At 62.8% G+C, this 22,489-nt stretch carries 16 protein-coding genes; 7 read left to right on the forward strand and 9 right to left on the reverse strand.

Translation table 11 applies throughout. The annotated features are described in order from the left end of the window. Positions 1 to 89 precede the first annotated feature (89 nt). From H0485_RS15225 to puuE, 5 genes are all read right to left on the reverse strand, one after another. Positions 90 to 2,144 carry a TRAP transporter permease gene (locus H0485_RS15225; protein ID WP_226936808.1) on the reverse strand — a complete coding sequence of 685 codons (2,055 nt, stop codon included), beginning with the start codon at positions 2,142 to 2,144 and terminating at the stop codon, positions 90 to 92. Between the two features lie 86 nt (positions 2,145 to 2,230). Then, complete coding sequence (locus tag H0485_RS15230; RefSeq protein WP_435531510.1) at positions 2,231 to 3,241, reverse strand: TAXI family TRAP transporter solute-binding subunit; 1,011 nt, start codon at positions 3,239 to 3,241, stop codon at positions 2,231 to 2,233. A 388-nt stretch (positions 3,242 to 3,629) separates the two neighbouring features. Next, positions 3,630 to 5,273, reverse strand: a complete 1,644-nt coding sequence (locus H0485_RS15235; protein ID WP_226936865.1) for a BCCT family transporter — start codon at positions 5,271 to 5,273, stop codon at positions 3,630 to 3,632. A gap of 445 nt (positions 5,274 to 5,718) precedes the next feature. Next, positions 5,719 to 6,621: a bifunctional allantoicase/(S)-ureidoglycine aminohydrolase gene (locus H0485_RS15240; RefSeq protein ID WP_226936809.1), complete on the reverse strand. Its 903-nt coding sequence runs from the start codon at positions 6,619 to 6,621 to the stop codon at positions 5,719 to 5,721. After that, a complete protein-coding gene (puuE, locus tag H0485_RS15245; protein WP_226936810.1) occupies positions 6,618 to 8,033 on the reverse strand; it encodes an allantoinase PuuE in 1,416 nt (471 codons plus the stop codon). The genes H0485_RS15240 and puuE overlap by 4 nt, the downstream gene beginning before the upstream one ends. 232 nt (positions 8,034 to 8,265) lie before the next feature. On the opposite strand from puuE, the gene uraH reads away from it, so the two are divergent. Together uraH and H0485_RS15255 are read left to right on the forward strand one after the other, a co-directional pair. Beyond that, the gene (uraH, locus tag H0485_RS15250; RefSeq protein WP_226936811.1) at positions 8,266 to 8,640 is read left to right on the forward strand and encodes a hydroxyisourate hydrolase; all 375 of its coding nucleotides are present in this window, start codon (positions 8,266 to 8,268) and stop codon (positions 8,638 to 8,640) included. 136 nt (positions 8,641 to 8,776) lie between these two features. Continuing rightward, on the forward strand, positions 8,777 to 10,297 hold the full coding sequence (locus H0485_RS15255) for a DUF2125 domain-containing protein (protein ID WP_226936812.1): 1,521 nt from the start codon (positions 8,777 to 8,779) through the stop codon (positions 10,295 to 10,297). A gap of 74 nt (positions 10,298 to 10,371) precedes the next feature. On the opposite strand, the gene H0485_RS15260 is transcribed toward H0485_RS15255, so the two are convergent. Next, the gene (locus tag H0485_RS15260; protein ID WP_226936813.1) at positions 10,372 to 11,298 is read right to left on the reverse strand and encodes a LysR family transcriptional regulator; all 927 of its coding nucleotides are present in this window, start codon (positions 11,296 to 11,298) and stop codon (positions 10,372 to 10,374) included. Positions 11,299 to 11,453: 155 nt separating this feature from the next. Between H0485_RS15260 and H0485_RS15265 the strand changes: the two genes are divergently transcribed. Further along, entirely contained in the window at positions 11,454 to 12,704 is a 1,251-nt protein-coding gene (locus H0485_RS15265) for a urate hydroxylase PuuD (protein ID WP_226936814.1), read from the forward strand. Between the two features lie 13 nt (positions 12,705 to 12,717). Here the strand turns inward: H0485_RS15265 and H0485_RS15270 are convergent, their stop codons facing one another. Both H0485_RS15270 and guaD read right to left on the reverse strand, forming a co-directional pair. Continuing rightward, the gene (locus H0485_RS15270; protein ID WP_226936815.1) at positions 12,718 to 13,116 is read right to left on the reverse strand and encodes an acyl-CoA thioesterase; all 399 of its coding nucleotides are present in this window, start codon (positions 13,114 to 13,116) and stop codon (positions 12,718 to 12,720) included. Between the two features lie 530 nt (positions 13,117 to 13,646). Then, positions 13,647 to 14,927, reverse strand: coding sequence for a guanine deaminase (gene guaD, locus H0485_RS15275; RefSeq protein ID WP_226936866.1), 1,281 nt, complete (start codon positions 14,925 to 14,927; stop codon positions 13,647 to 13,649). Between the two features lie 125 nt (positions 14,928 to 15,052). Here guaD and mgtE point away from each other — a divergent pair, with 125 nt between their 5' ends. Both mgtE and H0485_RS15285 read left to right on the forward strand, forming a co-directional pair. Beyond that, on the forward strand, positions 15,053 to 16,423 hold the full coding sequence (mgtE, locus tag H0485_RS15280) for a magnesium transporter (RefSeq protein ID WP_226936816.1): 1,371 nt from the start codon (positions 15,053 to 15,055) through the stop codon (positions 16,421 to 16,423). After that, positions 16,420 to 16,968, forward strand: coding sequence for a 5-formyltetrahydrofolate cyclo-ligase (locus H0485_RS15285; RefSeq protein WP_226936817.1), 549 nt, complete (start codon positions 16,420 to 16,422; stop codon positions 16,966 to 16,968). Before mgtE ends, H0485_RS15285 begins: the two co-directional genes overlap by 4 nt. Positions 16,969 to 17,139: 171 nt before the next feature. Here H0485_RS15285 and carB read toward each other — a convergent pair whose 3' ends face one another. Further along, positions 17,140 to 20,469, reverse strand: a complete 3,330-nt coding sequence (carB, locus tag H0485_RS15290; protein ID WP_226936818.1) for a carbamoyl-phosphate synthase large subunit — start codon at positions 20,467 to 20,469, stop codon at positions 17,140 to 17,142. A gap of 275 nt (positions 20,470 to 20,744) precedes the next feature. Between carB and H0485_RS15295 the strand changes: the two genes are divergently transcribed. Both H0485_RS15295 and H0485_RS15300 read left to right on the forward strand, forming a co-directional pair. After that, positions 20,745 to 21,911, forward strand: coding sequence for an aminodeoxychorismate synthase component I (locus tag H0485_RS15295; protein ID WP_226936819.1), 1,167 nt, complete (start codon positions 20,745 to 20,747; stop codon positions 21,909 to 21,911). Then, positions 21,869 to 22,486, forward strand: coding sequence for an aminotransferase class IV (locus H0485_RS15300; RefSeq protein WP_226936820.1), 618 nt, complete (start codon positions 21,869 to 21,871; stop codon positions 22,484 to 22,486). Before H0485_RS15295 ends, H0485_RS15300 begins: the two co-directional genes overlap by 43 nt. The last annotated feature ends 3 nt before the right edge of the window (positions 22,487 to 22,489 follow it).

Here is a 22,489-nt window from a genome sequence, read left to right on the forward strand (position 1 = left end):
CGTAAAAAGGGGGGCGTGAGTGTTCACGCCCCCCGTCTCGTTTCAGCGCGAGCGCCTCGCGGCAGGCCTGCCCTGTCAGACCTGCCCTGTCAGGCCGGGGCAGCAGCGCGCCCGGCCAGGATCTGGCGCAGCGCCACCGCGCCGAGGATCGCCGCACCGATCACGGTCGAGATCAGCTCGGGGGCAATCATCAGCAAGGCGGCCAAAGGCAGCAGGATGCGCTCGGCCCTCAGCAAGGGTCCGATCAGCCAGTTGGTGATCGCCGCCGAGAGCGCCACGATGCCGAGCACTGCGCCGCTGAAGGCGAGCAGGAAATCGGGCAGGGTGAAATCGGCGGTCACCAGCAAAAGCGAGGGCGAGAAGACGAACATGAAGGGCACCAGCGCCTTGCCCATTGACAGGCGGAAGGCGGTATTGCCGGCATGGAAGGCATTCGCCCCGGCGATGCCCGAGGCCGCATAGGCGGCCAGCGCCACCGGCGGTGTCACATCGGCCAGAACGCCGTAGTAGAAGACGAAGAAATGCGCCACCAGCGGCTCAACCCCCATCATCCCCAGCACCGGCGCCGCAACCGCGACCATGATGATGTAATTCGCCGTGGTCGGAATGCCGCAGCCCATCAGGATGCAGACCACCGCGGTCATCAGCAGGGTGAAGAGCAGCGCCAGGGTCTGCAGGCTGAACAGCTCAAACGGCAGGAAGGACAGGAAGCCATGCACCGATTCCGCCCAGCCCTGGGCGACACTGGTCACCATGAAGGCGATTTTGAAGCCGATGCCGGTCAGGGTCACGATGCCGATCACCACCCCGACAAGCGCCGCGGCTGCGGTGACCGAAAGCGAGCTTTTCGCGCCCGAGACAAAGCCGTCATAGACGCCCGCAGCCCATTCTTTCACACCGGCGATGAGGCCTGCGGCCAGGACCCTCTGGATCGCATAGACGACCATACAGGCGGTGATGGCCCAGAAGGCCGAGAGGAAGGGCGTGCGCCCCGACATCAGCATCCAGACCAGCAGGATCAGCGGCAGGCTGGCCATCCAGTTCTCGCGCAGCACTTTCGCCACTTTCGGCAGCTCTTCCTGGCGCAGGCCACGGATGCCAAGGCGCTTTGCCTCGAGATGGACCTGCACCAGCACGCCGAAGAAATGCATGAAGGCGGGCACGATGGCCGCGATCAGGATCGTGCGCAGTGGAATGCCCAGATATTCCACCATCAGGAAAGCGACCGCCCCCATGACCGGCGGGGTGATCTGGCCGCCGGTCGAGGAGGCAGCCTCAACCGCGGCGGCGAAATGGCGTTTGAAGCCGATTTTGATCATCGCCGGAATGGTCAGCGCGCCGGTGGTGACGGTATTGGCGATGGAGGAGCCCGAGATGGTGCCGAGCAAGGCCGAAGAGATCACTGAGACCTTGGCCGGGCCGCCGGAAAAGCGGCCGGTGACGGCGGTTGCAAGGTCGATGAACAGCTGCCCGAGGCCGATTTTCTGCGCCATGACGCCGAACAGGACGAAGTGGAACACATAGGTGGCGATCACCCCGAGCGCGGTGCCATAAATGCCCTGCGACGACAGATAGAGATGATTGATAATGCCCGACCAGTCCGCGCCCGGATGGACGAACATGCCCGGCATCGAACGGCCGAAATAGGCATAGGCAATGAAACAGCTCGCGATCACCGGCAGCGGCCAGCCCATCGAGCGGCGCACCGCCTCGAGCAGCACCACCAGCAGGGTCGTGCCCATGATCAGATCAAGCTGATTGGGATTGCCGATGCGGAACTGCAGCTGGTCATAGATCCATGGCACATAGAGCGCGCTGATGGCTCCGGCAAAAGCCAGCACCCAGTCCGCCACCGGCAGGCCGAGGATGACAAAGCCCGTGGTCTTTTCGCGATTCTTTGACAGGAAAGAAAAGCTGAGGAAAATCAGGAAGAGCGACACGCCCATATGCAGGCCGTTATGGACTGTTTTGCGCGGGATCCCGAAGCCGGCCGTGTAGAAATGATAGGCGGAGAGCAGGAACATGATTGCTCCTGCCAGCAGTGCGACCGGCTTTAGGACCGTGCGAAAGCGGGCTTCGGGATCGTAATCCTCTTCGATCCGGCGAAGCTCGGCCTCGGAGAAATGGCGGGTTTCGTCACTCATGAATTATCCCCTGAATGGCAGGCTGCAGGTGAAAAAGGACGCGAACCGGAACCGGCCGCGCCCCCTCTCTCATCAGACAGGCAGTATTACTGCAGCTTGCCCGCTTCTTTGTAGAATTTCTCGGCCCCCGCATGGAACGGAATGCCCGCGCCCTGAGTGGCATTGTCGAGATTGATGAACTTGCCTTTGGCATGGCCGCTGGCAAAGAGTTTCTGGGTGGTCTCGTTGAACAGCGCCTGGGTGATGCCATAGATCAGTTCGTCGGAGACATCAGCCGAGGTCACCAGCTGTGCACCGACCGAGATCGTGCTGACATCGGCTTCCTGACCGTCATAGGTGCCGGCCGGGATCATGTCCGCGGCGAAGAAGGTCGAGGTTTCGCGCAGCTTATCGGCTTCAGGACCGGCAATCGGCACCATCACCACCTCATGCTGCGAGGCCAGTTCGGCAATTGCACCGGCCGGGTAGCCGCCGACGAAGAAGAAGGCATCCATTGCGCCATCACGCATCCGGTCTGCAGCCTGATCGGGCTTCAGATATTCGGGGGTGATATCGGCCTCAGTCAGGCCAAAGGCCTCAAGAATGATCTTGGCATCGACGAGTGTGCCCGAACCCGGCTCATCAAGCGAGACTTTCTTGCCTTTCAGATCGGCCACACTGGCGATGCCCGCGTCCTTGCGCGCCACCAGATGGATCGATTCCGGATAAAGCGTCGCGATCAGCCGCAGTTTTTCGACGGCAGGCTGGCCCTCCCACAGGCCGGTGCCGGTCTGCGCCCAATAGGCCACATCCGATTGCGAGAAACCGGCTTCGAGCGTACCGCCATTGATCGAGTTCACATTGCCGACCGAGCCGTTCGAGGCGACGGCGGTGGCGATCAGCCCCGGCACACCGCAGGAGCCGCCTTCGTCACAGGCGCGCGAGCCGGGCGGGTTCGAGATCGAATTCGCGATCAGACCGCCGATCGGGTAATAGGTGCCGGCGGTGCCGCCGGTGCCGATGCGGAAGAACTGCATGTCCTGCGCAGCGGCGCCCTGGACCATCATGCCAACCGCAAGCACTGCGCCCGCCATGGCCTTGAGCGAAAAGACTGTCATCTGGTTCCTCCCAGCAAGTTTCTTGATCTGATTTACCCGCCAAGGCGGACATCCGGTCATTTTAGCCTCACAGAAGCTTGATGGTCCATCTGCAAAGCAGCCGGAAATGCGCATCTCGCCGCATTATGGGCTTTTTCGGGGTCAGACAAAGCGAAAAGGGCGCATGGCTCCTCGCGCCGGCTGCCGAGGATTCAGGGGTAAAGCGAAGGTTTTTCCCTGAGCCGGCAGGGGGCAGAGACCGGCCTGCTGTCCGATCCGCAGGAGGAAGCGCTGTGATCAGACTTCCGCCCTGCGAGACCCCACTCCGGCCTAGCCATGCCAGCTGTTCCCGGGTGAGACGGGGGCTGGCGCCTGTCCCCGCGCGCGCGGGGATAGGCGCCAGCCGGTTTCATTTCGGCTCGCCGCGCAGGCCGATGATCAGCGAGACACAGGCGACGAGCAGCACGATGGCGAAGGGAAAGCCGGTCGAGACCGCCATGGCCTGCAGGGCCGCAAGCCCGCCGCCCAGCAGCAGCGCAATCGCCACCAGGCCCTCGAACGTGGCCCAGAACACCCTTTGCGGTGTGGGGGCATTCACCTTGCCACCGGCGCTGATCGTGTCGATCACCAGCGAGCCGGAATCCGAGGAGGTGACGAAGAACACGATCACCAGAATGATGCCGATCAGCGAAGTGATCTGGGGCAGCGGCAGATGCGCCAGCATCTCAAAGAGCTGCAGTTCCAGCGCGGCATTCTGGACCGAGGTCAGGCCCTGGCTGACCACCTGGCTGATTGCCGTGCCGCCAAGCGCCGTCATCCACAGCGTCGAGACCAGCGAGGGAATCAGCAGCACCGCAATGACGAATTCGCGCACGCTGCGCCCCCGGCTGACCCGGGCGATGAACATGCCAACGAAGGGTGACCAGCTGATCCACCAGGCCCAGTAGAAGGCGGTCCAGCCCTGACGGAAATTATCGTCATCGCGGCCGAAGGGATTGGACAAAGCCGGCAGATACTGGCCATAGGCCAGCAGGTTTTTGAAAAATCCGCTGAGGATCTGCTGCGTCGGGCCAACCAGCAGCACGAAAACCAGCAGCAGCAGTGCCAGCCCCATATTGATCTCGGACAGCCGCTTCACGCCATTATCCATCCCCGCCATCACCGAAGCGGCGGCAATTGCGGTGATGATGATGATCAGGAAGATCATCGATCCGGTCGTGCCCGGCAGGCCAAACAGGAAGCTCAGCCCGGCACTGGCCTGTTGCGCGCCGATCCCCAGCGAGGTGGCAAGGCCGAAGAGGGTGGCAAGGATGGCAAGGATATCAATGATATGGCCAGGCCAGCCCCAGACTTTCTCGCCAAAAATCGGGTAGAAGACCGAGCGCAGCGTCATCGGCAGGCCCTTATTATAGGCGAAAAGCGCCAGCGACAGGGCGACCACGGCATAGATCGCCCAGGGGTGCAGGGCCCAGTGGAAGATGGTGGCCGCCATGGCGAGGCGGCGCGCGCCCTCGCTGTCGCCGGCCATGCCGTTCAGCGGTGCCCAGTCGGTCCGCGCCCCGTCCTCGCCGTAGACCGGCCCGGTGAAAGCGGCGGTGTAATTGCCCAGAGGCTCGGCCACGCCATAGAACATCAGCCCGATGCCCATCCCGGCAGCAAACAGCATCGAGAACCAGGAGAGGTAGTTATAATCCGGGCTGGCCTCTGGCCCGCCGAGGCGGATTTTACCCCAGGGAAGCACGATCAGCGCGATGCAGAGCAGGACAAAAATATTGCCGGCGCTGAGGAAGAACCAGTCGAGGCCAGAGGTGAGCTGGTCGCGCAATGCGGCGAAAAACGGCCCGAGCGTGGTCTGAAACATCAGTGTCAGCAGGGTGAAGGCGATGATTGCCAGCGCCGAGACGCTGAAGACCACATTGTGAATATCAATTTCCAGAACGAAGCGTCGTCGATAGCTGAAATTGTCCTGGCCGATCTCATAGGGTGTATCGATAACTTCGGTCGGGCCTTCGGGGGCGGGGACGGCATCCTCGGTCGGGGTCTCGGGCGGCATTCTGCTGTCTGCGGACAATGTTCATTCCTTTATTGTTTCACTTACCAACAAACTTAGCGGCTTTTGGTTCATTTTAACAGCAAGGCCGCCGGAATCGCGCTTCGGCGGTATGACAAAGGGCCTGACAGAGGTGAAAAAGCCTGGCTGAAAGCGGGGCGGAGAAAGCCCCGGATGGTCACGCCTGTTGCGGGGGGTTCCGGCGCGGGCAGGGCCGTCCGGGACAGGCTGCCCGGGGCATGGGGCAGGGCCTGCCCGGGGCGCGGCGGCCCGCACAGACGAAAATCCCGGCCGCAGCGGGCCGGGGAGGGTATTCTGGATCAGAGGGGGCGGAGCGCAGCCGATCCGGGGCTGCGCCGCCTGATGTCTGCGCCGCCGCGCCGGACTAACGGCCGGAGGGGGCTGTGCCCTCCCCTGGCCCCCTGGCCGCGCCGGTCGCCTGCGCGGCTCAGCGCCCGAAAGCGCCGGCTCCGCGCAGGCGCGGGTGGCGGTTCACATCCTTATAGAGCAGATAGCGGAACGGGCCCGGGCCGCCCGCATAGCAGGCCTGGGGGCAATAGGCGCGCAGCCACATGAAATCACCGGCCTCAACCTCAACCCAGTCGCGGTTGAGTTTATAGACCGCCTTGCCCTCGAGCACATAGAGCCCGTGCTCCATGACATGGGTTTCCTCAAAGGGGATCACGCCGCCGGGCTGGAAGGTGACGATATTCACATGGCCATCATGGCGCAGATCTGCGGGATCGACAAAGCGGGTGGTGGCCCAGACACCGTTGGTACCGGCCATGCCGACCGGGGCAATATCGTTTTCGTTCTGCACGAAAGCCTCGGGCACAGCGATGCCGGGGGCCGCCTCATAGAGCTTGCGGATCCAGTGGAAACGGCAGGGTGCCTGGCCCGCGGCCCAGAGGCTCCAGCGCGCGCCAGGCGGCAGATAGGCCATGGTGCCGCTGCTGGTCTGATAGACGACACCGTCAATCGTCAGCCGGGCCTCGCCCTCGGTGAAGAACAGCCAGCCCTGGGCCCCCGCCTCGGGCTCGGGGGTTTCCGAGCCGCCGCCGGGCTCGACCTGCATCACATACTGGCTGAAGGTTTCGGAAAAGCCCGTCATCGGCCGCGCGATCAGCCAGAGTTTGGTCTGTTCCCATCCCGGCAGATAAGAGACGAGAATATCCGAGAAACAGCCTTTGGGGATCACCGCATAGGCCTCGGTAAACACCGCCCGCCCGGTCATGACCCGGCTTTGCGGCGGCAGGCCGCCCTCGGGCACGTGATAGCGATGCGGCCCGGCTTTGGCCTCGCCCGGATGATCGGCGCGCGGGGCGGATGGGGGAAGCTGAGAAGCAGTCATGGCAGAATATCCTTCAGACGAAGCCCGGCGATCCTCTCGACCTGGGCGCAGGCAGTGGCAAATTCCAGGGCGCTGTCCTGAGCAATCCGCTGCTCAAAAGCCGCGAGAACCGAGGCCTTATCGTGATCGCGCACCGCGATGATAAAGGGGAAACCATGGCGCGAGGTATAGGCCTCATTCAGCCGGGTGAAAGTGGCGCGCTCGTCATCGCTCAGCGCATCCAGCGCCGCCGAGGCCTGTTCCGAGGTGCTTTCCGCGGTCAGCCGCTTTGCCGCCGCCAGCTTTCCGGCGAGATCGGGATGGGCGCGCAGCACCGCGAGCCGTTCCTCTGCACTGGCCGAGCGGAAGGCGCGGGCCATGGCATTGGCCAGCCCGGCGGCACTGTCATGCGCCGGGCCAAGCTCAAGGCCAAAGGCGCGCTGGGCCACCCAGGGGGAATGTTCGTAAATGCCGCCGAAGCGCTGCAGGAAACGCGCCTCTGACATCTGCGAGGGCCGTTCAGAGCGTTTCGGCGGATGGGTTGCGCGCCAGTGCTGCGCAATATCGCTCCGGCGCGGGAACCAGACCCCGGCATGGCCTTGCACATAATCGATGAATTTCTGCAGCCCGGCGAATTTGCCCGGCCGCCCGATCAGCCGATTGTGCAGGCCGATCGAGAACATCTTCGCCCGGCCAGCCGCGCCTTCGGCATAGAGCACATCGAATGTGTCCTTCAGATAGGTGAAGAACTGCTCGCCGGTGATATAGCCGGGCGCGGTGGCAAAGCGCATGTCATTGGCTTCAAGCGTATAGGGGATCACCAGCTGATCGTGATCGCCAAATTCGGCCCAATAGGGCAGGTCGTCATCGTAAGTGTCTGAAATCCATTCAAGCTTTCGCGTCTCGGCGGTCAGGCGTACGGTGTTGATGCTGCAGCGCCCGGTATACCAGCCCGAGGGCGGCTGGCCGGTCACCTCTTCATGCAGCCGGAAGGCCTCTGTGATCTGGCGGGCCTCTTCTGCCGCGTCCATATCGCGGTGCTCGACCCATTTCAGCCCGTGGCTGGCAATCTCCCAGCCTGCCTGCTGCATCGCCGCCAGCTGTTCGGGATTGCGCGCCAGAGCGCTGGCCACGCCATAGATGGTGACCGGAACCCCGCGTGAGGTGAAAAGCCGGTGCAGCCGCCAGAACCCGGCCCGCGCGCCGTAGTCATAGATCGATTCCATATTCCAGTGGCGCTGCCCCGGCCAGGGCTGCGCCCCGGCAATATCAGAGAGAAAGGCCTCGGACTGGCCATCGCCATGCAGGATGTTGTTTTCGCCGCCTTCCTCGTAATTCAGCACCAGCGAAATGGCGATCTTTGCCCCACCGGGCCAGCGCGCATCGGGGGGCTCGGCCCCATAGCCGCGAAAGTCGCGGGGATAGCGGTTCATCGCAGATCACTCTCCTCAGATCGGGGCATCCGCCCGGGGGTCGCGGCCCCTGGGCTGAATGGCAGGATAGACATGGGGGCGGGGCTGCGAACAGGGGTAAGCGTGGCACCGCTTTCAAAGAATGGCTGAAAGACCTGTTGCGGGGCGGGGGCTGGCAAGGGCGCGGCAGGGCCTGGCGCGCTGCGGGCTTTCATGCTTTGCTGCGGCCTTAGGAGCAGCAGCGGAGCGGGTGATGCAGGATGATGTGAGCCGGGGGCGGCTTTCGACCCATGTGCTGGATGCGGCGCGCGGCCTGCCTGCGGCGGGGTTGCGGCTGAGCCTGTACCGGCTGGCGGGAGGCGGGGCGCGCGACCGGCTGGGGGACTATGTGACCAATGCCGATGGCCGCACCGATGCACCGCTGCTGAGCGGGGCAGAGCTGATCCCTGGTCAATATGAGATCCTGTTTCTGGCCGGAGACTGGCTGCGCGAAAATCAGCTGGCGGGTGGCGATCATCTCTTCCTCGACCAGATCCCGATCCGCTTTGGCATCAGCGCCCCGGGCCAGCATCTGCATGTGCCTTTGCTGCTCTCTCCTTTTGCCTATTCTACCTATCGGGGTAGCTGAGACGCTTGATTCCGTTGCTTTGTTTTGCGGAATTCTCTTTAGGTGCTGAACCGCTGGTCGGGAATCCGCGACTTGCGCAGCGGATATAAACGTGATCGTCTCCCCGCGAATTGTATCTTCCGGGAGAGTAAGACCCATGTTCGGTCCCAGGCATTTTGTTATCGCTTCTGCTTTTGCCACCCTTATGGGCGGCAGCGCCCATGCGGCGCTGACGGCTGACCAGATCTGGAAATCGTGGCAGGATGGTGCGGCGCAGATCGGCCTCACCATCAGCGCTGCGACCGAGGCCAAATCGGGCAGCACGCTCAATCTGAACGGCGTCAGCTTCGCTCCGGCGGGCGAGCCGGCGCTGGTTACGATCTCGGATATGACCCTGACCGAGAACAGCGATGGTTCGGTCACCATCACCCCGGGCGCGGATATTGGTGCCAGCCATGGGGATGCCAGCAATGGTGGTTCGGTCAAAATGACCCATGAGGCACTGGTGATCCAGGCCAGCGAAGGCGACGATGGCGCGATCGTTTATGATTACAGCGCCGGTAAGCTGGACCTGTCCTATCAGATGACCTCTGAAGGCTTCTCGTTTGAGGAAGAAGCCTCTGAGACCCCGGCCCCGGGCAAGGATGATGGCCGTTTCAGCTTTGCCGATCTTGAGGGCAGCTATATCGACACCCCCGGTGAAAACCGCATCTTCGCCTTGGCGATGACCGCGGCCCAGGTGGTTTATGAGGTGAATTCGGATCATCCGAGCCTGGAGATGAAGTCGAGCCAGTCGACCACGGTGGAGGATATCGAGGTCGCCGGTTCGCTGACCATGCCCTCGGAGCTGCTTCTGGCGGATGTGAAGGGGGCAGAGGATTTTGCCACCGCGCTGCGTCAGGGCTTTGCCATCAGCCTTGAGGGCACCCAGGGCGTGTCGAAAGGCACCGGCTCGGCCAGCGATATGTTCTTCCCCTATGAGATGAGCATGGAAGCCGGCCCGGGCACTTTTGCCTTCAGCCTCGACCAGGACAAGCTTCACCTCGCATCGGCCTCGGATGAGGGGACCAAAATTACCCTCACCACCCCGATGACCGAAGAATCGGTGACGCTGAGCATTGCCGATATGGGCATTGAGATGACCTCGCCGGTGATTGCGGCCGAAGAGGCCGGTGATTACAAATTCGCGCTGAAGCTGGGCCAGCTGACCATTGATGAGGCGGTCTGGGCGATGTTCGATCCGGGCGCCGCGCTGGAACGGGCGCCTTTCGACTTTGATTTCGATTTCTCGGGCAAAGCGAGAGTTGACTGGCCGGCGATGATCGCTGCCTCGGATGCGGGTCAGCCGGAAGTGATGCCCGAGCCGGAGAGCCTCGATATCAACCGCGCCAATGTCAAAGCCGCAGGCGCCGAGCTGGATGCAACCGGCGCGCTGACCTTCGACAATTCCATGGGCATTCCGGCCCCGCTGGGTGAGGCGAATATCAGCCTGACCGGCGCCGAAAAGCTGATCTCGGGCCTGATCGCCGTCGGCGCGATCACCGAGGAAGATGCGATGATGGCACGGATGATGATGGGCGCCATCATGGTCCCGGGCAGTGCAGAGGACAGCCTCGTCTCGAAGCTCGAGTTCAAAGAGGGCTTCCAGATCTTCGCCAATGGCCAGCAGATCCAGTGATCTGACCCCGGATCTTGTGAAATGGAACGGCCCCTTCGGGGGCCGTTCTGCATTTCAGCCGGGAGAAAAGCGGCTCAGAGCGGCAGATCCTCGCTTTCGCGCCGGATGGTCTCGCGGATCCGGGCGGTGATGAAATCGGAGAACAGGCTCAGCTTCGGATCTTTCAGCCTGCGATGCTGTGACAGGGCTGACAGCTGCACCGGCTGCGGCGGGCTGGCTTTTGCCACCGGCACCAGCCGTCCGGCACGCAGATCCGCAGCAATGTCGAACAGCGGCTTGAGGACAATGCCGCGCCCGTCGAGCGCCCATTGCGTCAGCACATCGCCGTCATCGCTGTCGAAAGGCCCGCTGACCGCATATTGCCTTGGCCCTTCCGGGCTTTGCAGCGTCCAGCGAAATTCGCGCGCGCCGGGATAGCGCAGGATCAGACAGTCATGCTGATCGCGCAGCAGTGCCTCGCCATCTTCGGGCATGCCGCGCCGGGCGATATAGGCGGGCGCGGCGCAGAGCAGGCGCGGGCATTCGGCGATCTGGCGCATTTTCAGGGTCGAATCCTCCAGCCGCCCCAGATGAAAGGCAATATCAATCCCCTCGGTCACCAGATCCACCGGCCGGTCTGAAAGGCGCATCCGCAGATCAACCTGCGGATAAAGATCATGAAATCCCGGCACTTCCGGGGCAATCAGCCTGCGGCCAATGCCCAGCGGGGCAGAAAGCGAGATCGTGCCGCGCGGATTGCGCGCGCCGCCGCTGATCCCGGCCTCGGCCTCGGTGATCGCTTCGAGCACTTTGCAGGCCCCGTCATAGAACAGCCGCCCCTGTTCGGTGGTCTGCAGCGAGCGGGTGGTGCGGTTGAACAGCCTGACGCCGAGATGTTTCTCCAGATCGGAAATCCGCGCCGAAGCCACGGCGGGCGAGGTGCGCTGATCCCGCGCCGCCGCCGACATGCTGCCCAGATCGCAGACCCGCACGAACATCCGCAGGTTATTCACATAGCTCATCTCTGGCGCTCCGCTTCGGGCTGGCTGCTATTCTTCGGGCAATCCTGAAACTGCCCTGGGTATTATCAGGATTAACAGCGGTCATACGAGGCGGTTAGGCTGGGCCGCGTCAAGCCTCTCGCAGGGGCGGACGGCTCTCAGACAGGAAATTGCGCATGTACGACTGGCTGGTTTTGCTCGAATGGCTGGAAATTGCGGCGCGCTGGCTGCATGTGATCACCGCCATCGCCTGGATCGGCTCGAGCTTTTACTTTGTGGCGCTTGATCTCGGGCTGCGCAGATCCCCCGATCTGCCGCCCGGCGCCTGGGGCGAGGAATGGCAGGTACATGGCGGTGGCTTCTATCACATCCAGAAATATCTGGTCGCCCCCGAGCGTCTGCCTGAACATCTGATCTGGTTCAAATGGGAGAGCTATGCCACCTGGCTTTCGGGTTTCACCATGCTGGTGCTGGTCTATTACCTCGGCGCGGATCTCTATCTGATTGATCCCGGAGTGATGGAGCTGAGCACATTGCAGGCGGTGGCTTTGTCACTGGCCTCGCTGGGTTTTGGCTGGCTGGCCTATGACCGGATCTGCAAAACCTTCGTCAATGCCGATCAGAGCCTTGTCATGCTGGCATTGTTTCTGGTGCTGGTGGGCATGGCCTATTTTTACACCTCGGTCTTTTCGGGCCGGGCGGCGCTGCTGCATCTGGGGGCTTTTACCGCCACGATCATGTCGGCCAATGTCTTCATGATCATCATCCCCAATCAGAAAATTGTGGTGGCGGATCTGAAATCCGGCAAAACGCCCGATCCGCAATATGGCAGGATCGCCAAGCAGCGCTCGACCCATAACAATTACCTGACGCTGCCGGTGCTGTTTCTGATGCTGTCGAACCATTATCCGCTGGTCTTTGCCACCGAATACAACTGGATCATCGCCAGCCTGATCTTTCTGATGGGGGTGACAATCCGGCACTGGTTCAACAGCCGCCATGCCGGCAGGGGCAATCCGCACTGGACCTGGGCGGTGACCGGATTGCTGTTCCTGCTGGTGGCCTGGCTTTCCACCGCGCCGATGCGCAAGGCCGGGGAAAGCGCGCCGGAGGATCTGTCCGGGCTGAAGGGCCAGGCTTTGCTCTATGCGGCGGCGCCGGGTTTTGACGAGGTGGTGGGCATTGTGCAGGGGCGCTGTTCGATGTGCCACGCCGCCGAGCCCTCCTGGGAGGGCCTGGCCTGGCCCCCCAAAGGCGTGGTGCTGGAAGCGCCGGATCAGATCGCAGCGGCGGCGCGGCGCATCGTGCTGCAATCCGGGCTGAGCCATGCCATGCCGCCCGGCAATCTGAGCTTTATGGAGGCGCAAGAGCGGGCGAAGATCGTCGAATGGGACCGCGCCGCAAGGGCAAAGGGCGGCGCGGTCTGAACAGGGAGCGGGTTCAGTCCTGACCGGGCAGGGGTGGCAGCGCCAGCTCACGCTTCTGGCCGTTCTCATCGACCGCGACCATGATGAAAATGCCCTGAGTCACCTTCTCGCGCGGATCCGGACCCCGGCGGCGCCAGGCCTGGACCTCCATGGTGATTGAGCTGCGGCCGATGCGCAGCGGCTTTGTATAGAGGCAGACCGTATCACCGACCTTGACCGGTTTGACGAAAGTCATTTCTTTCACCGCGGCGGTGACGGTGCGGCCTCCGGCAAGTTCCGACGAGCGCACAAAGGCGGCAATATCCATCTGTGACATCAGCCAGCCGCCGAAAATATCACCGGCCGGGTTGGTATCTGCCGGCATGGCGACGGTGCGAAGGGTCATTTCCTGACCCTCTTCAAGCTCTTTCACGGGCTGTCTTCCTTACGCTGCTGTTCCCCTGAGCCGGGCAACCTTCCCTCGTGCTAGGGGGTAAGTGCTGGGAAGGTCAATGGATATAATTTTAGGATTATGTATTACAGGTATTAATATAACCATAGGTTCATATACGTTACGGCAGCGTAAACCTGCGCAGGGCATGCCACCCCGCCAGCGCGCGGAATGAGAAAGCCTTTCGGTGCAAAGGGGGCTCTGCTGCATCAATCCGGTGCTGGATTCATTCTGAGACTTCCGCATGGGCGCTGGAAGGTTTGAACAGTCCGGCACCAGGCCTGCAAGACCAGGCCCTGGCCGGGCCGGTGGCACGTGCTTCAGGCCCGGCCTGATGCGGGTGGCATCGGGCCTGTGGGCGGCAGTGCGAGGATTTAGTCCCGCGCTGAAATCAGCCACCTGCTGCCCTGAATCCAGGATCCACGCAGATTTCGCGCGGACAGGGCTTGCGCATGCTATTCCTTGCCTTTGCGCAAGCTTTCCCTTTTTTTGGCAGCAGCAGCGCCTCCGGATCAGGCGTGGTTCGGCTTGCCGGCGATCCAGGTGGTGCGGATGGCGCGGTCGTCGCCCATCATGATGGTCGGGAACAAAGCCTGCCAGATGGTTTCGGCCCTGGCGCTGGCCTGGGCAATCGCGGGGGTCGAGGCGAGGTCGACCACCACCAGATCGGCCTCCATCCCCGGGGCGAGATTGCCGATCTTATCCTCTGCATGCAGCGCCCGGGCCGAGCCCTGGGTGGCCAGCCACCAGAGCTGCGCCGGATGCAAAGCCTCACCGCGCAGCTGGCCGATCTCATAGGCTGCCGCCATGGTATGCAGCATCGAGAAAGACGAGCCACCGCCGGTATCGGTGGCCAGACCGACCCGCAGGCTGCGCGCCAGGCCCATATCGAACAGGCCCGAGCCGATGAAAGTGTTTGAGGTCGGGCAATGCACGAGGCTGGCCCCCGCCTCGCGCAGCCGGTCTTTCTCGCGCTCGGTCAGCCAGATCGCATGGCCATAGACCGCGCCCTCGCGCAGCAGGCCCTGGGCCTCATAGGTGTCGAGATAATCACGCGATTGTGGGAACAGCTCTTTCACCCAGGCGATTTCATCGGTCTGTTCCGACAGATGGGTCTGCATCAGGCAATCGGGATGCTCTTTCCACAGCTGGCCGAGCGCCGCCAGCTGCTCAGGCGTTGAAGTGGGCGAGAAGCGCGGCGTGATCACATAGGAGAGCCGGTCGGTTCCATGCCACTTTTCCAGCAGCGCCTTACTGTCGTCATAGGCCGATTGCGCCGTGTCACGCAGCCCTTCGGGGGCATTGCGGTCCATACAGGTCTTGCCGGTCCAGACCCGCATATTGCGCTTTTGTGCCTCAGTGAACAAAGCATCGACCGATCCCGGATGGATGGTCGCGTAAGAGCAGAGCGAGGTGGTGCCATGCGCCAGCGCCAGATCGAGATAGCGCGATGAGATCCCGGCCGCATAGGCGGGATCGGCAAAGCGCATTTCCTCGGGGAAGGTATAGTCGTTCAGCCAGTCGATCAGCCTTTTGCCCCAGGAGGCGATGATCGCGGTCTGCGGGTAATGCACATGGGCGTCGATAAAGCCCGCCGAGATCAGATCGCGGCCGTAATCATGAAGTTTCGCCCCGGGATGGGCCGGGCGCAGCGCAGCCGCCTCGCCAAGCGCGATGATCTTACCGCCCTCGATCAGCAGCGCCCCCTCGCTGATATGCTGCGCGGCAGACACGCCCTCCCGGAACGGGTCGGCGGTGAAATACAAAAGCTGCCCCAGCAACAGATCGGCCATCATGATTACTCCTTGTGACCTGCACAGAATAAACGTCGGCGGGAAAAAGGGAAATCGCCCGGCCCCCCTGTTTCGCCGGAAGCGCTTTCGGTAAAGTCAGGCAAATAGACGGTGTCGGGGGCAGTATGCGTGAGCAGAGCGAGCAGCGGGATGAAAAAGAACTCCAGGCCGAGCGCCTCAGCGCGGTGCTGCAGGCGGTAGAAAACCGCGATGCCTCCCGGATCGAGGCGCTGCTCGGGACGCTGCATCCGGCAGATATCGCCGACCTTCTGGAACAGATCTCACCGCTTGAGCGCAGCGAATTGCTGGCGCTCTGGCATGGCGGGATTGATGGCGATGTTCTGTCGGAAATTGACGAATCAATCCGCGAAGAGGTGATCGAGGCGCTGCCCGATAATGTCGTGGCCGAGGCGGTGCGCGAACTCGATACCGATGACGTCGTGGATATCCTTGAGGATCTTGACCAGGAAGGTCAGGAAAAAATCCTCAGCGCGCTGGAGAATGCCGACCGGGTCGCGGTTGAGCAGGCACTGGCTTACCCCGAACATTCCGCCGGCCGCCTGATGCAGCGCGAAACCGTCACGGTGCCGGAATTCTGGAGCGTGGGCGAAACCTCGGAATATCTGCGCCGCGCCGACTGGCTGCCCGATCAGTTCTATCATGTGATCCTCGTTGATCCGCGGATGCGCCCGGTTGGCTATACCACGCTGGGGCGGATGCTTTCCTCGCCGGTCGAGGTGCTGATGCGCGATATCACCGAAGACAGTTTCCGCACCGTCAAAGCCACCGATGAAGAGGCCGATGTCGCCTATTATTTCAACCAGTATCACCTGATCTCCTGCCCGGTGGTGGATGAGAACGGCCGGCTGGTGGGGGTGATCACCATTGATGATGCGATGAATGTGCTCGATGAAGAGCATGAGGAAGACATGCTGCGTCTGGCGCGGGTGGGCGATGACAGTTCGATCCAGGACGGGCCGATCGCCACCGCACGCCAGCGCCTGCCCTGGCTGGCGATCAACCTCGTGACCGCCTCGCTCTCGGCCATGGTGATCAGCCAGTTTGATGCCACGATTGCCCAGGTGGTGATTCTGGCGGCGTTGATGCCGATTGTCGCCTCGACCGGCGGCATTGCCGGCACCCAGTCGCTGGCGGTCTCGGTGCGGGGTCTGGCGACGCGGGATCTGACCTCATCGAATGCGCGGCGGGTGGTGCGGCGCGAGTTATTTGCCGGGATGGTGAATGGTGTGGTTCTGGCTGCCATTCTGTTCCTCGCCGGAACCTTTATCATCGGCGATTATCATCTGGGGCTGGTGCTGGCCTCGGCCATGCTGGTCAATCAGGTGGTTGCCGCGCTCGGTGGCGTGCTGGTGCCGCTCACCCTGAACCGCTTTGGGCTTGATCCTGCGCTGGCTTCGGCGACATTTGTCACCACATTAACCGATGTGATGGGCTTTTTTGCCTTCCTCGGCCTGGCAACGGTGATCCTGATATGATGGCAGATGATAAAAAAGCGGCCCGCGCCGCGGCGGCTGAGAAACGTGCCCTGGCCTTTGCGGCGGGGCAGGGCCGGGCGGCGGAGTATCTGGCGGGCTATCTGGCAGATCATGCCGGCAAGGTGCTCTCGGGCTATATGCCGTTTCGCAGCGAGATTGACCCTTTGCCCGCCATGGCGGCGCATCAGGGGCCGGTCTGTCTGCCGGTGATCCCGGGGCGCGATCAGCCGCTGCAGTTTCGGCAGTGGCAGCCCGGGGCGGCGCTGATTGAGGGCGCCTTTAAGGCGATGATCCCGGCTGAGGGCGCGATGCTTGAGCCAGAGGTGCTGATCGTGCCGATGCTGGCCTTTGATGCGCGCGGCTACCGGCTGGGCTATGGCGGTGGCTTCTATGACCGCACGCTGGAGGCTTTGCGGGCAAAGCGTCCGACCATCGCCGTCGGTTTTGCCTTTGCCGCCCAGGAAGTGGCTGAGGTGCCGCTTGAGCCAACCGATCAGCGGCTCGATCTGATGGTGACCGAAGAGGGGATCCGCTTTTTCAGCTGAAAGGCGGCCTGACACCGCCCTTCCACAGGCCGGGTGGCCGGGCACCGGGCAGGCGAGGGATAGGACCCGGCATCAGACTCAGGCATGAGTGCCGGGTGGCAGATAAACCGGCCAATATAAAAGGGGGGACCGGATGGTCCCCCCTTTTCTTTATCTCATTGCCAGGGCCTCTCAGCCCTGCAGGGTGCGCACCCCATAGCCTTCGCTCTTGGCCTTCATCGCCGCCACAGCCGCGACCGAGGCCGCTGCGGTGGTGTAATAGGGGATCTTATCCATCAGTGCGACGCGGCGGATATCGCGGCTGTCCTGAATCGACTGCGTGCCTTCGGTGGTGTTCATCACCAGCACAATCTCGCCGTTTTTCAGGGCATCGACGATATTCGGACGACGCTCATAGGCCTTGTTGATCTCGGTCGCCTCGACACCATTGTCCTTCAACCAGGCGGCCGTGCCTTTGGTGGCGACAATGGTGAAGCCCATAGCGATCAGATCGCGGGCAGCATCCGCCAGAGCGGCGCTCTTGTCGGCATCTTTGACCGACAGGAAGACTTTGCCGGTTTCCGGCAGCACCATACCTGCACCCATCTGCGCCTTGAGGAAGGCGAGGGCGAAGCTGCGGTCCCAGCCCATAACCTCGCCGGTCGAGCGCATTTCCGGCCCGAGCAGCGGGTCAACACCGGGGAAGCGGGCGAAGGGCAGCACTGCCTCTTTGACCGAATACCAAGGGGTGATCGGATTGGCGAGCGTATTGGGATCGGCCAGCGGCAGATCGCTGTCCGGCCCGGTATCTGCGGCATATTCTGCGCGCAGCGGGAAGGCTTCCATCTTCTCACCGGCCATCAGGCGCGCGGCAATCGAGGCAATCGCCGAATCGGTGGCTTTGGCGACGAAAGGCACGGTACGCGAGGCGCGCGGGTTGACTTCGAGCACATAGATCTCGCCGTCCTTGATCGCGAACTGCACGTTCATCAGGCCAACGACATTCAGCGCCCGCGCCATCTGCACGGTCTGACGCTTCAGCTCTTCGACGGTTTCCGCCGAGAGCGAATGCGGCGGCAGGCAGCAGGCGCTGTCGCCCGAATGCACACCGGCTTCCTCGATATGCTCCATAATGCCCGCAACATGGACATTCTCGCCATCCGACAAAGCATCGACGTCAACTTCGATCGCCCCGGTCAGATAGCTGTCGAGCAGCACCGGGCTGTCGCCCGAAACCTGCACTGCGGTGGTGATATAGCGCTTGAGCTGCGCATCATCGCGCACGATTTCCATCGCGCGGCCGCCCAGAACGAAGGAGGGGCGGATCACCAGCGGATAGCCGACGCGCTGTGCAATCTCGAAAGCTTCCTCGCCCGAGGAGGCGATGCCATTGACCGGCTGTTTCAGGCCCAGATCGTTCAGGAGCTGCTGGAAGCGACCACGGTCTTCGGCCAGATCAATCGCATCCGGCGTGGTGCCGAGGATCGGGATGCCTTCCTCTTCCAGCGCATTGGCCAGTTTCAGCGGCGTCTGGCCACCGAACTGCACGATCACGCCGTGCAGGGTGCCGTTTTCCTGCTCGACACGCAGGATTTCCAGCACATGCTCAAGGGTGAGCGGCTCGAAATACAGACGGTCCGAAGTGTCATAATCGGTCGAGACGGTCTCGGGGTTGCAGTTGACCATGATGGTTTCATAGCCTTGCTCGGTCAGAGCATAGCAGGCATGGCAGCAGCAATAGTCGAATTCGATCCCCTGGCCGATGCGGTTCGGACCGCCGCCAAGGATGACGACTTTCTTCGCATCGGTGGGGCGCGATTCGCATTCGACATCGCCCATCGCGGGCATTTCATAGGTCGAATACATATAGGGGGTCTGCGCCTCAAATTCGGCGGCGCAGGTGTCGATGCGCTTGAAGACCGCGGTGACGCCGAGGCTGCGACGCGAGCGGCGCACATCGGCTTCCGGCTGGCCGGTCAGCTTTGCCAGACGGGCATCGGTGAAGCCCATGATTTTCAGCTGGCGCAGGCCTTCAGCGGTCTGCGGCAGGCCTTTGGCACGCACTTCGGCCTCGGTATCAATGATCTCGCGGATCCGGGCGAGGAACCAGGGATCGAAGGAGGTGATCGCCTGGATCTCATCATTGCTGAAGCCTTCGCGCATCGCCTGGGCGATCACGCGCAGACGGTCCGGGGTGGCCTGCGACAGGGCTTTGGAGATCGCCGCTTTATCCGGCGCGCCGGGGATCTCGATCTCGTCAAAGCCGGTCAGGCCGGTTTCCAGCGAGGCGAGCGCCTTTTGCAGCGATTCGTGGATGGTGCGGCCGATCGCCATAGCCTCGCCCACCGATTTCATCGCGGTGGTCAGCAGCGGCTCCGAGCCAGGGAATTTCTCGAAAGCGAAACGCGGGATCTTGGTCACGACATAATCGATCGACGGCTCGAAGGAAGCCGGGGTCACGCGGGTGATGTCATTGTCCAGCTCGTCGAGCGTATAGCCCACCGCCAGCTTGGCCGCGATTTTTGCAATCGGGAAGCCGGTGGCTTTCGAGGCCAGAGCCGAAGAGCGCGATACGCGCGGGTTCATCTCGATCACGACCATACGGCCATCGGCGGGGTTGACCGCCCATTGCACGTTCGAGCCGCCGGTTTCGACGCCGATTTCGCGCAGCACCGCAATCGAGGCGGTGCGCATGATCTGATATTCTTTGTCGGTCAGCGTCAGGGCAGGGGCAACGGTGATCGAATCGCCGGTATGCACGCCCATCGGATCGACGTTCTCAATCGAGCAGACGATGATGGCGTTATCCGCTTTGTCGCGGACCACTTCCATCTCATATTCTTTCCAGCCCAGAAGCGATTCATCGACCAGAACCTGGGCCACCGGCGAGGCCTCAAGGCCCGAACGGATGAAGCCCTCGTAATCCTCGCGGTTATAGGCAACGCCCCCGCCGGTGCCGCCAAGCGTGAAGGCGGGACGGATGATCGCGGGCAGGCCGATATGCTCGAGATCCTGCAAAGCCTGGGTGATGCCCGCGGCGATGTCGAATTTGCCATTCGGCAGTTTCGGCGCGGCAACGATGGTGGCTTTCGGGTTTTCCAGGCCGAGACGATCCATCGCCTCGCGGAACAATTTGCGGTCTTCAGCCATTTCAATGGCTTCGCGCCTGGCGCCGATCAGTTCGACATTGAACTTATCAAGGACGCCCATATCGGCAAGTGCCAGCGCGGTGTTCAGACCGGTCTGGCCGCCCATGGTCGGCAGGATCGCATCGGGACGTTCTTTCTCGATGATCTTGGCAACGACTTCCGGGGTGATCGGCTCGATATAAGTGGCATCGGCCAGACCGGGATCGGTCATGATCGTTGCCGGGTTCGAGTTAACAAGGATAACCCGGTATCCTTCTTCGCGCAGGGCCTTGCAGGCCTGGGCGCCGGAATAGTCAAATTCACAGGCCTGACCGATAACAATTGGCCCTGCACCGATAATCATGATCGAGTGGATATCTGTCCGCTTCGGCATGTCGGTGACCCCTGGCTGTGCGTAAATCGTCGCGGGTTATAGGCCAGAGGCTCGGGGGCGCAAGAGGCAAAAACCCGGCCGCGCCGCCTCATCTCGTCGCAAGGGGGGCTTGCGGCCCGGGCGTGGCGGATTTTTGCGTCCCGATCTGCGCCCCGGCCCGTGCTTCGGCCTGTACTCCGGGCAGGGTTTCAGCCCGGGGGCTTTCGGGAAAATTTACAGGCAGCGCTCCGACAGGCTGGCGCGAGGCGAGACCAGGGTCTATTCCTGCTGGGAATATGATTTCAGATGCACAGATCCTTGTCGAGCACGGGCCGGACGGTGGCAGCACCGAAAGCGCGCCGGTTTTATTCAAAGGCGCACGGGAGGTTATTCTCGTGCGCCGCGCCGAAGATCTGGCCCCGGCGCTGGAGCGGGCTGAGGCCCTGCGCGGTCAGGGCCTCTGGCTGGCGGGCTATATTGCCTATGAGGCGGGCTATCTGAGCGAAGAGCGGCTCTTGCCGCTTTTGCCCGCCGGTCATGGCCCGCTGCTGCAGATGGGCGTGTTTGACGGCCCGCGTGACGCGGCGCCCCTGCTGGCGCAGATGGCAGAAGCGGCTGCCGCGACCAGGATCAGCGAGCCGGTGCCGCTGGTGGCGCAGAGCGGATATGACGCGGCAATGGCCCAGGTGCTGGCCTATATCGCCGCCGGGGATTGCTATCAGGTCAATCTGACCTTCCCGCTGCAGGCGCGCCTGCTTTCGGGTACGGCGGCCGGGCTTTATGGCAGGCTGCGCCGTTCAGGTCCGGTCGGGCATGGGGCCTTTGTCGATCTGGGGCGGGGGCCGGTGGTGGTCTCGCGCAGCCCCGAGCTGTTTTTCCGCCTCGACGCCGCTGGCAAAATCACCACCAGGCCGATGAAGGGCACTCGTCCGCGCGATGCTGATCCGGCGCGCGATGCTGCCCTGGCGGCGGATCTGCAGGCCAGCCCCAAGGACCGGGCCGAAAATCTGATGATCGTTGATCTTTTGCGCAATGATATCAGCCGCCTCTCAGAGGTGGGCAGCGTGAAGACCCCGGCGCTTTACGCGATTGAGCATTATGCGACGGTGCATCAGATGGTCTCGCAGGTCGAAGGCCAGCTCAGCGCGCCCGCCAGCCTGCCCGATCTGATTGCCGCGCTGTTCCCCTGTGGCTCGGTCACCGGCGCGCCGAAGATCCGCGCCATGCAGATCATCCGCGAGCTCGAGCCGCATCCGCGCGGCGTCTATTGCGGCGCGATCGGCTGGATGGCCCCGGATGGCCGCGCCGATTTCTCGGTGGCGATCCGCACCCTGTCGCTTGCGGGCGAACAGATCGTGATGAATGTCGGCGGTGGTGTGGTGCATGGCTCAACCGCCCATGGGGAATGGGAGGAGGCTTTGTGGAAAGCACGCTTCGTCAGGGCGGCGCTCGGCCAGGCCTGATCCTGATCGAGACGATATACTGGGACGGCCGCGCCGCGCCGCGCTGGCCGCTGCATGCGGCAAGGCTGCGCCGCAGTGCGCTTTCGCTGGGCTGGGCCGAACCGCGTCCGGATGCGCCGCAGGGGCCGGATCATCCGGCGCGGCTGCGGCTGACGCTGAACCGGGCGGGCGAGCTGCGCCTTGAGCTGCATCCCCTGCCGCCGGGCAAGACTGAATGGCGGATCGGCCTCGCCGCTGAGCGGCTTTCCTCTGCTGATCCCTGGCTTTCTGTCAAATCCAGCAACCGCAGGCTCCATGACCAGGCCCGGGCTGCTCTGCCGCCGGATCTCGATGAGCTGATCTTTCTCAATGAACGTGGTGAGCTGGCCGAGGGCACGATCACCAGCCTGTTCTTTGACCGCGGCGCGGGGATGCGCACGCCGCCGCTCAGTTCAGGGGCCTTGCCGGGCGTGCTGCGCGCAGAATTAAACTGCCCGGAGGAGGTCCTCCGGGCTGAAGATCTGCCGCTGCTGCGGCGCCTTTGGGTGGGCAATGCCCTGCGCGGGCTGATTCCGGCGGTTTTTACCGCCGGCTAAGGC

The sequence above is a fragment of the Pseudogemmobacter faecipullorum genome, from assembly GCF_020539525.1.
Classification (GTDB): domain Bacteria; phylum Pseudomonadota; class Alphaproteobacteria; order Rhodobacterales; family Rhodobacteraceae; genus Pseudogemmobacter; species Pseudogemmobacter faecipullorum.

Excerpts from the sequence above, each read along its gene's own strand:
- H0485_RS15225 (WP_226936808.1), bottom strand. The coding sequence starts at position 2,144 with ATGAGTGACGAAACCCGCCATTTCTCCGAGGCCGAGCTTCGCCGGATC.
- H0485_RS15230 (WP_435531510.1), bottom strand. The coding sequence starts at position 3,241 with ATGACAGTCTTTTCGCTCAAGGCCATGGCGGGCGCAGTGCTTGCGGTT.
- H0485_RS15235 (WP_226936865.1), bottom strand. The coding sequence starts at position 5,273 with ATGCCGCCCGAGACCCCGACCGAGGATGCCGTCCCCGCCCCCGAAGGC.
- H0485_RS15240 (WP_226936809.1), bottom strand. The coding sequence starts at position 6,621 with ATGACTGCTTCTCAGCTTCCCCCATCCGCCCCGCGCGCCGATCATCCG.
- puuE (WP_226936810.1), bottom strand. The coding sequence starts at position 8,033 with ATGAACCGCTATCCCCGCGACTTTCGCGGCTATGGGGCCGAGCCCCCC.
- uraH (WP_226936811.1), top strand. The coding sequence starts at position 8,266 with ATGCAGGATGATGTGAGCCGGGGGCGGCTTTCGACCCATGTGCTGGAT.
- H0485_RS15255 (WP_226936812.1), top strand. The coding sequence starts at position 8,777 with ATGTTCGGTCCCAGGCATTTTGTTATCGCTTCTGCTTTTGCCACCCTT.
- H0485_RS15260 (WP_226936813.1), bottom strand. The coding sequence starts at position 11,298 with ATGAGCTATGTGAATAACCTGCGGATGTTCGTGCGGGTCTGCGATCTG.
- H0485_RS15265 (WP_226936814.1), top strand. The coding sequence starts at position 11,454 with ATGTACGACTGGCTGGTTTTGCTCGAATGGCTGGAAATTGCGGCGCGC.
- guaD (WP_226936866.1), bottom strand. The coding sequence starts at position 14,927 with ATGGCCGATCTGTTGCTGGGGCAGCTTTTGTATTTCACCGCCGACCCG.
- mgtE (WP_226936816.1), top strand. The coding sequence starts at position 15,053 with ATGCGTGAGCAGAGCGAGCAGCGGGATGAAAAAGAACTCCAGGCCGAG.
- H0485_RS15285 (WP_226936817.1), top strand. The coding sequence starts at position 16,420 with ATGATGGCAGATGATAAAAAAGCGGCCCGCGCCGCGGCGGCTGAGAAA.
- carB (WP_226936818.1), bottom strand. The coding sequence starts at position 20,469 with ATGCCGAAGCGGACAGATATCCACTCGATCATGATTATCGGTGCAGGG.
- H0485_RS15295 (WP_226936819.1), top strand. The coding sequence starts at position 20,745 with ATGATTTCAGATGCACAGATCCTTGTCGAGCACGGGCCGGACGGTGGC.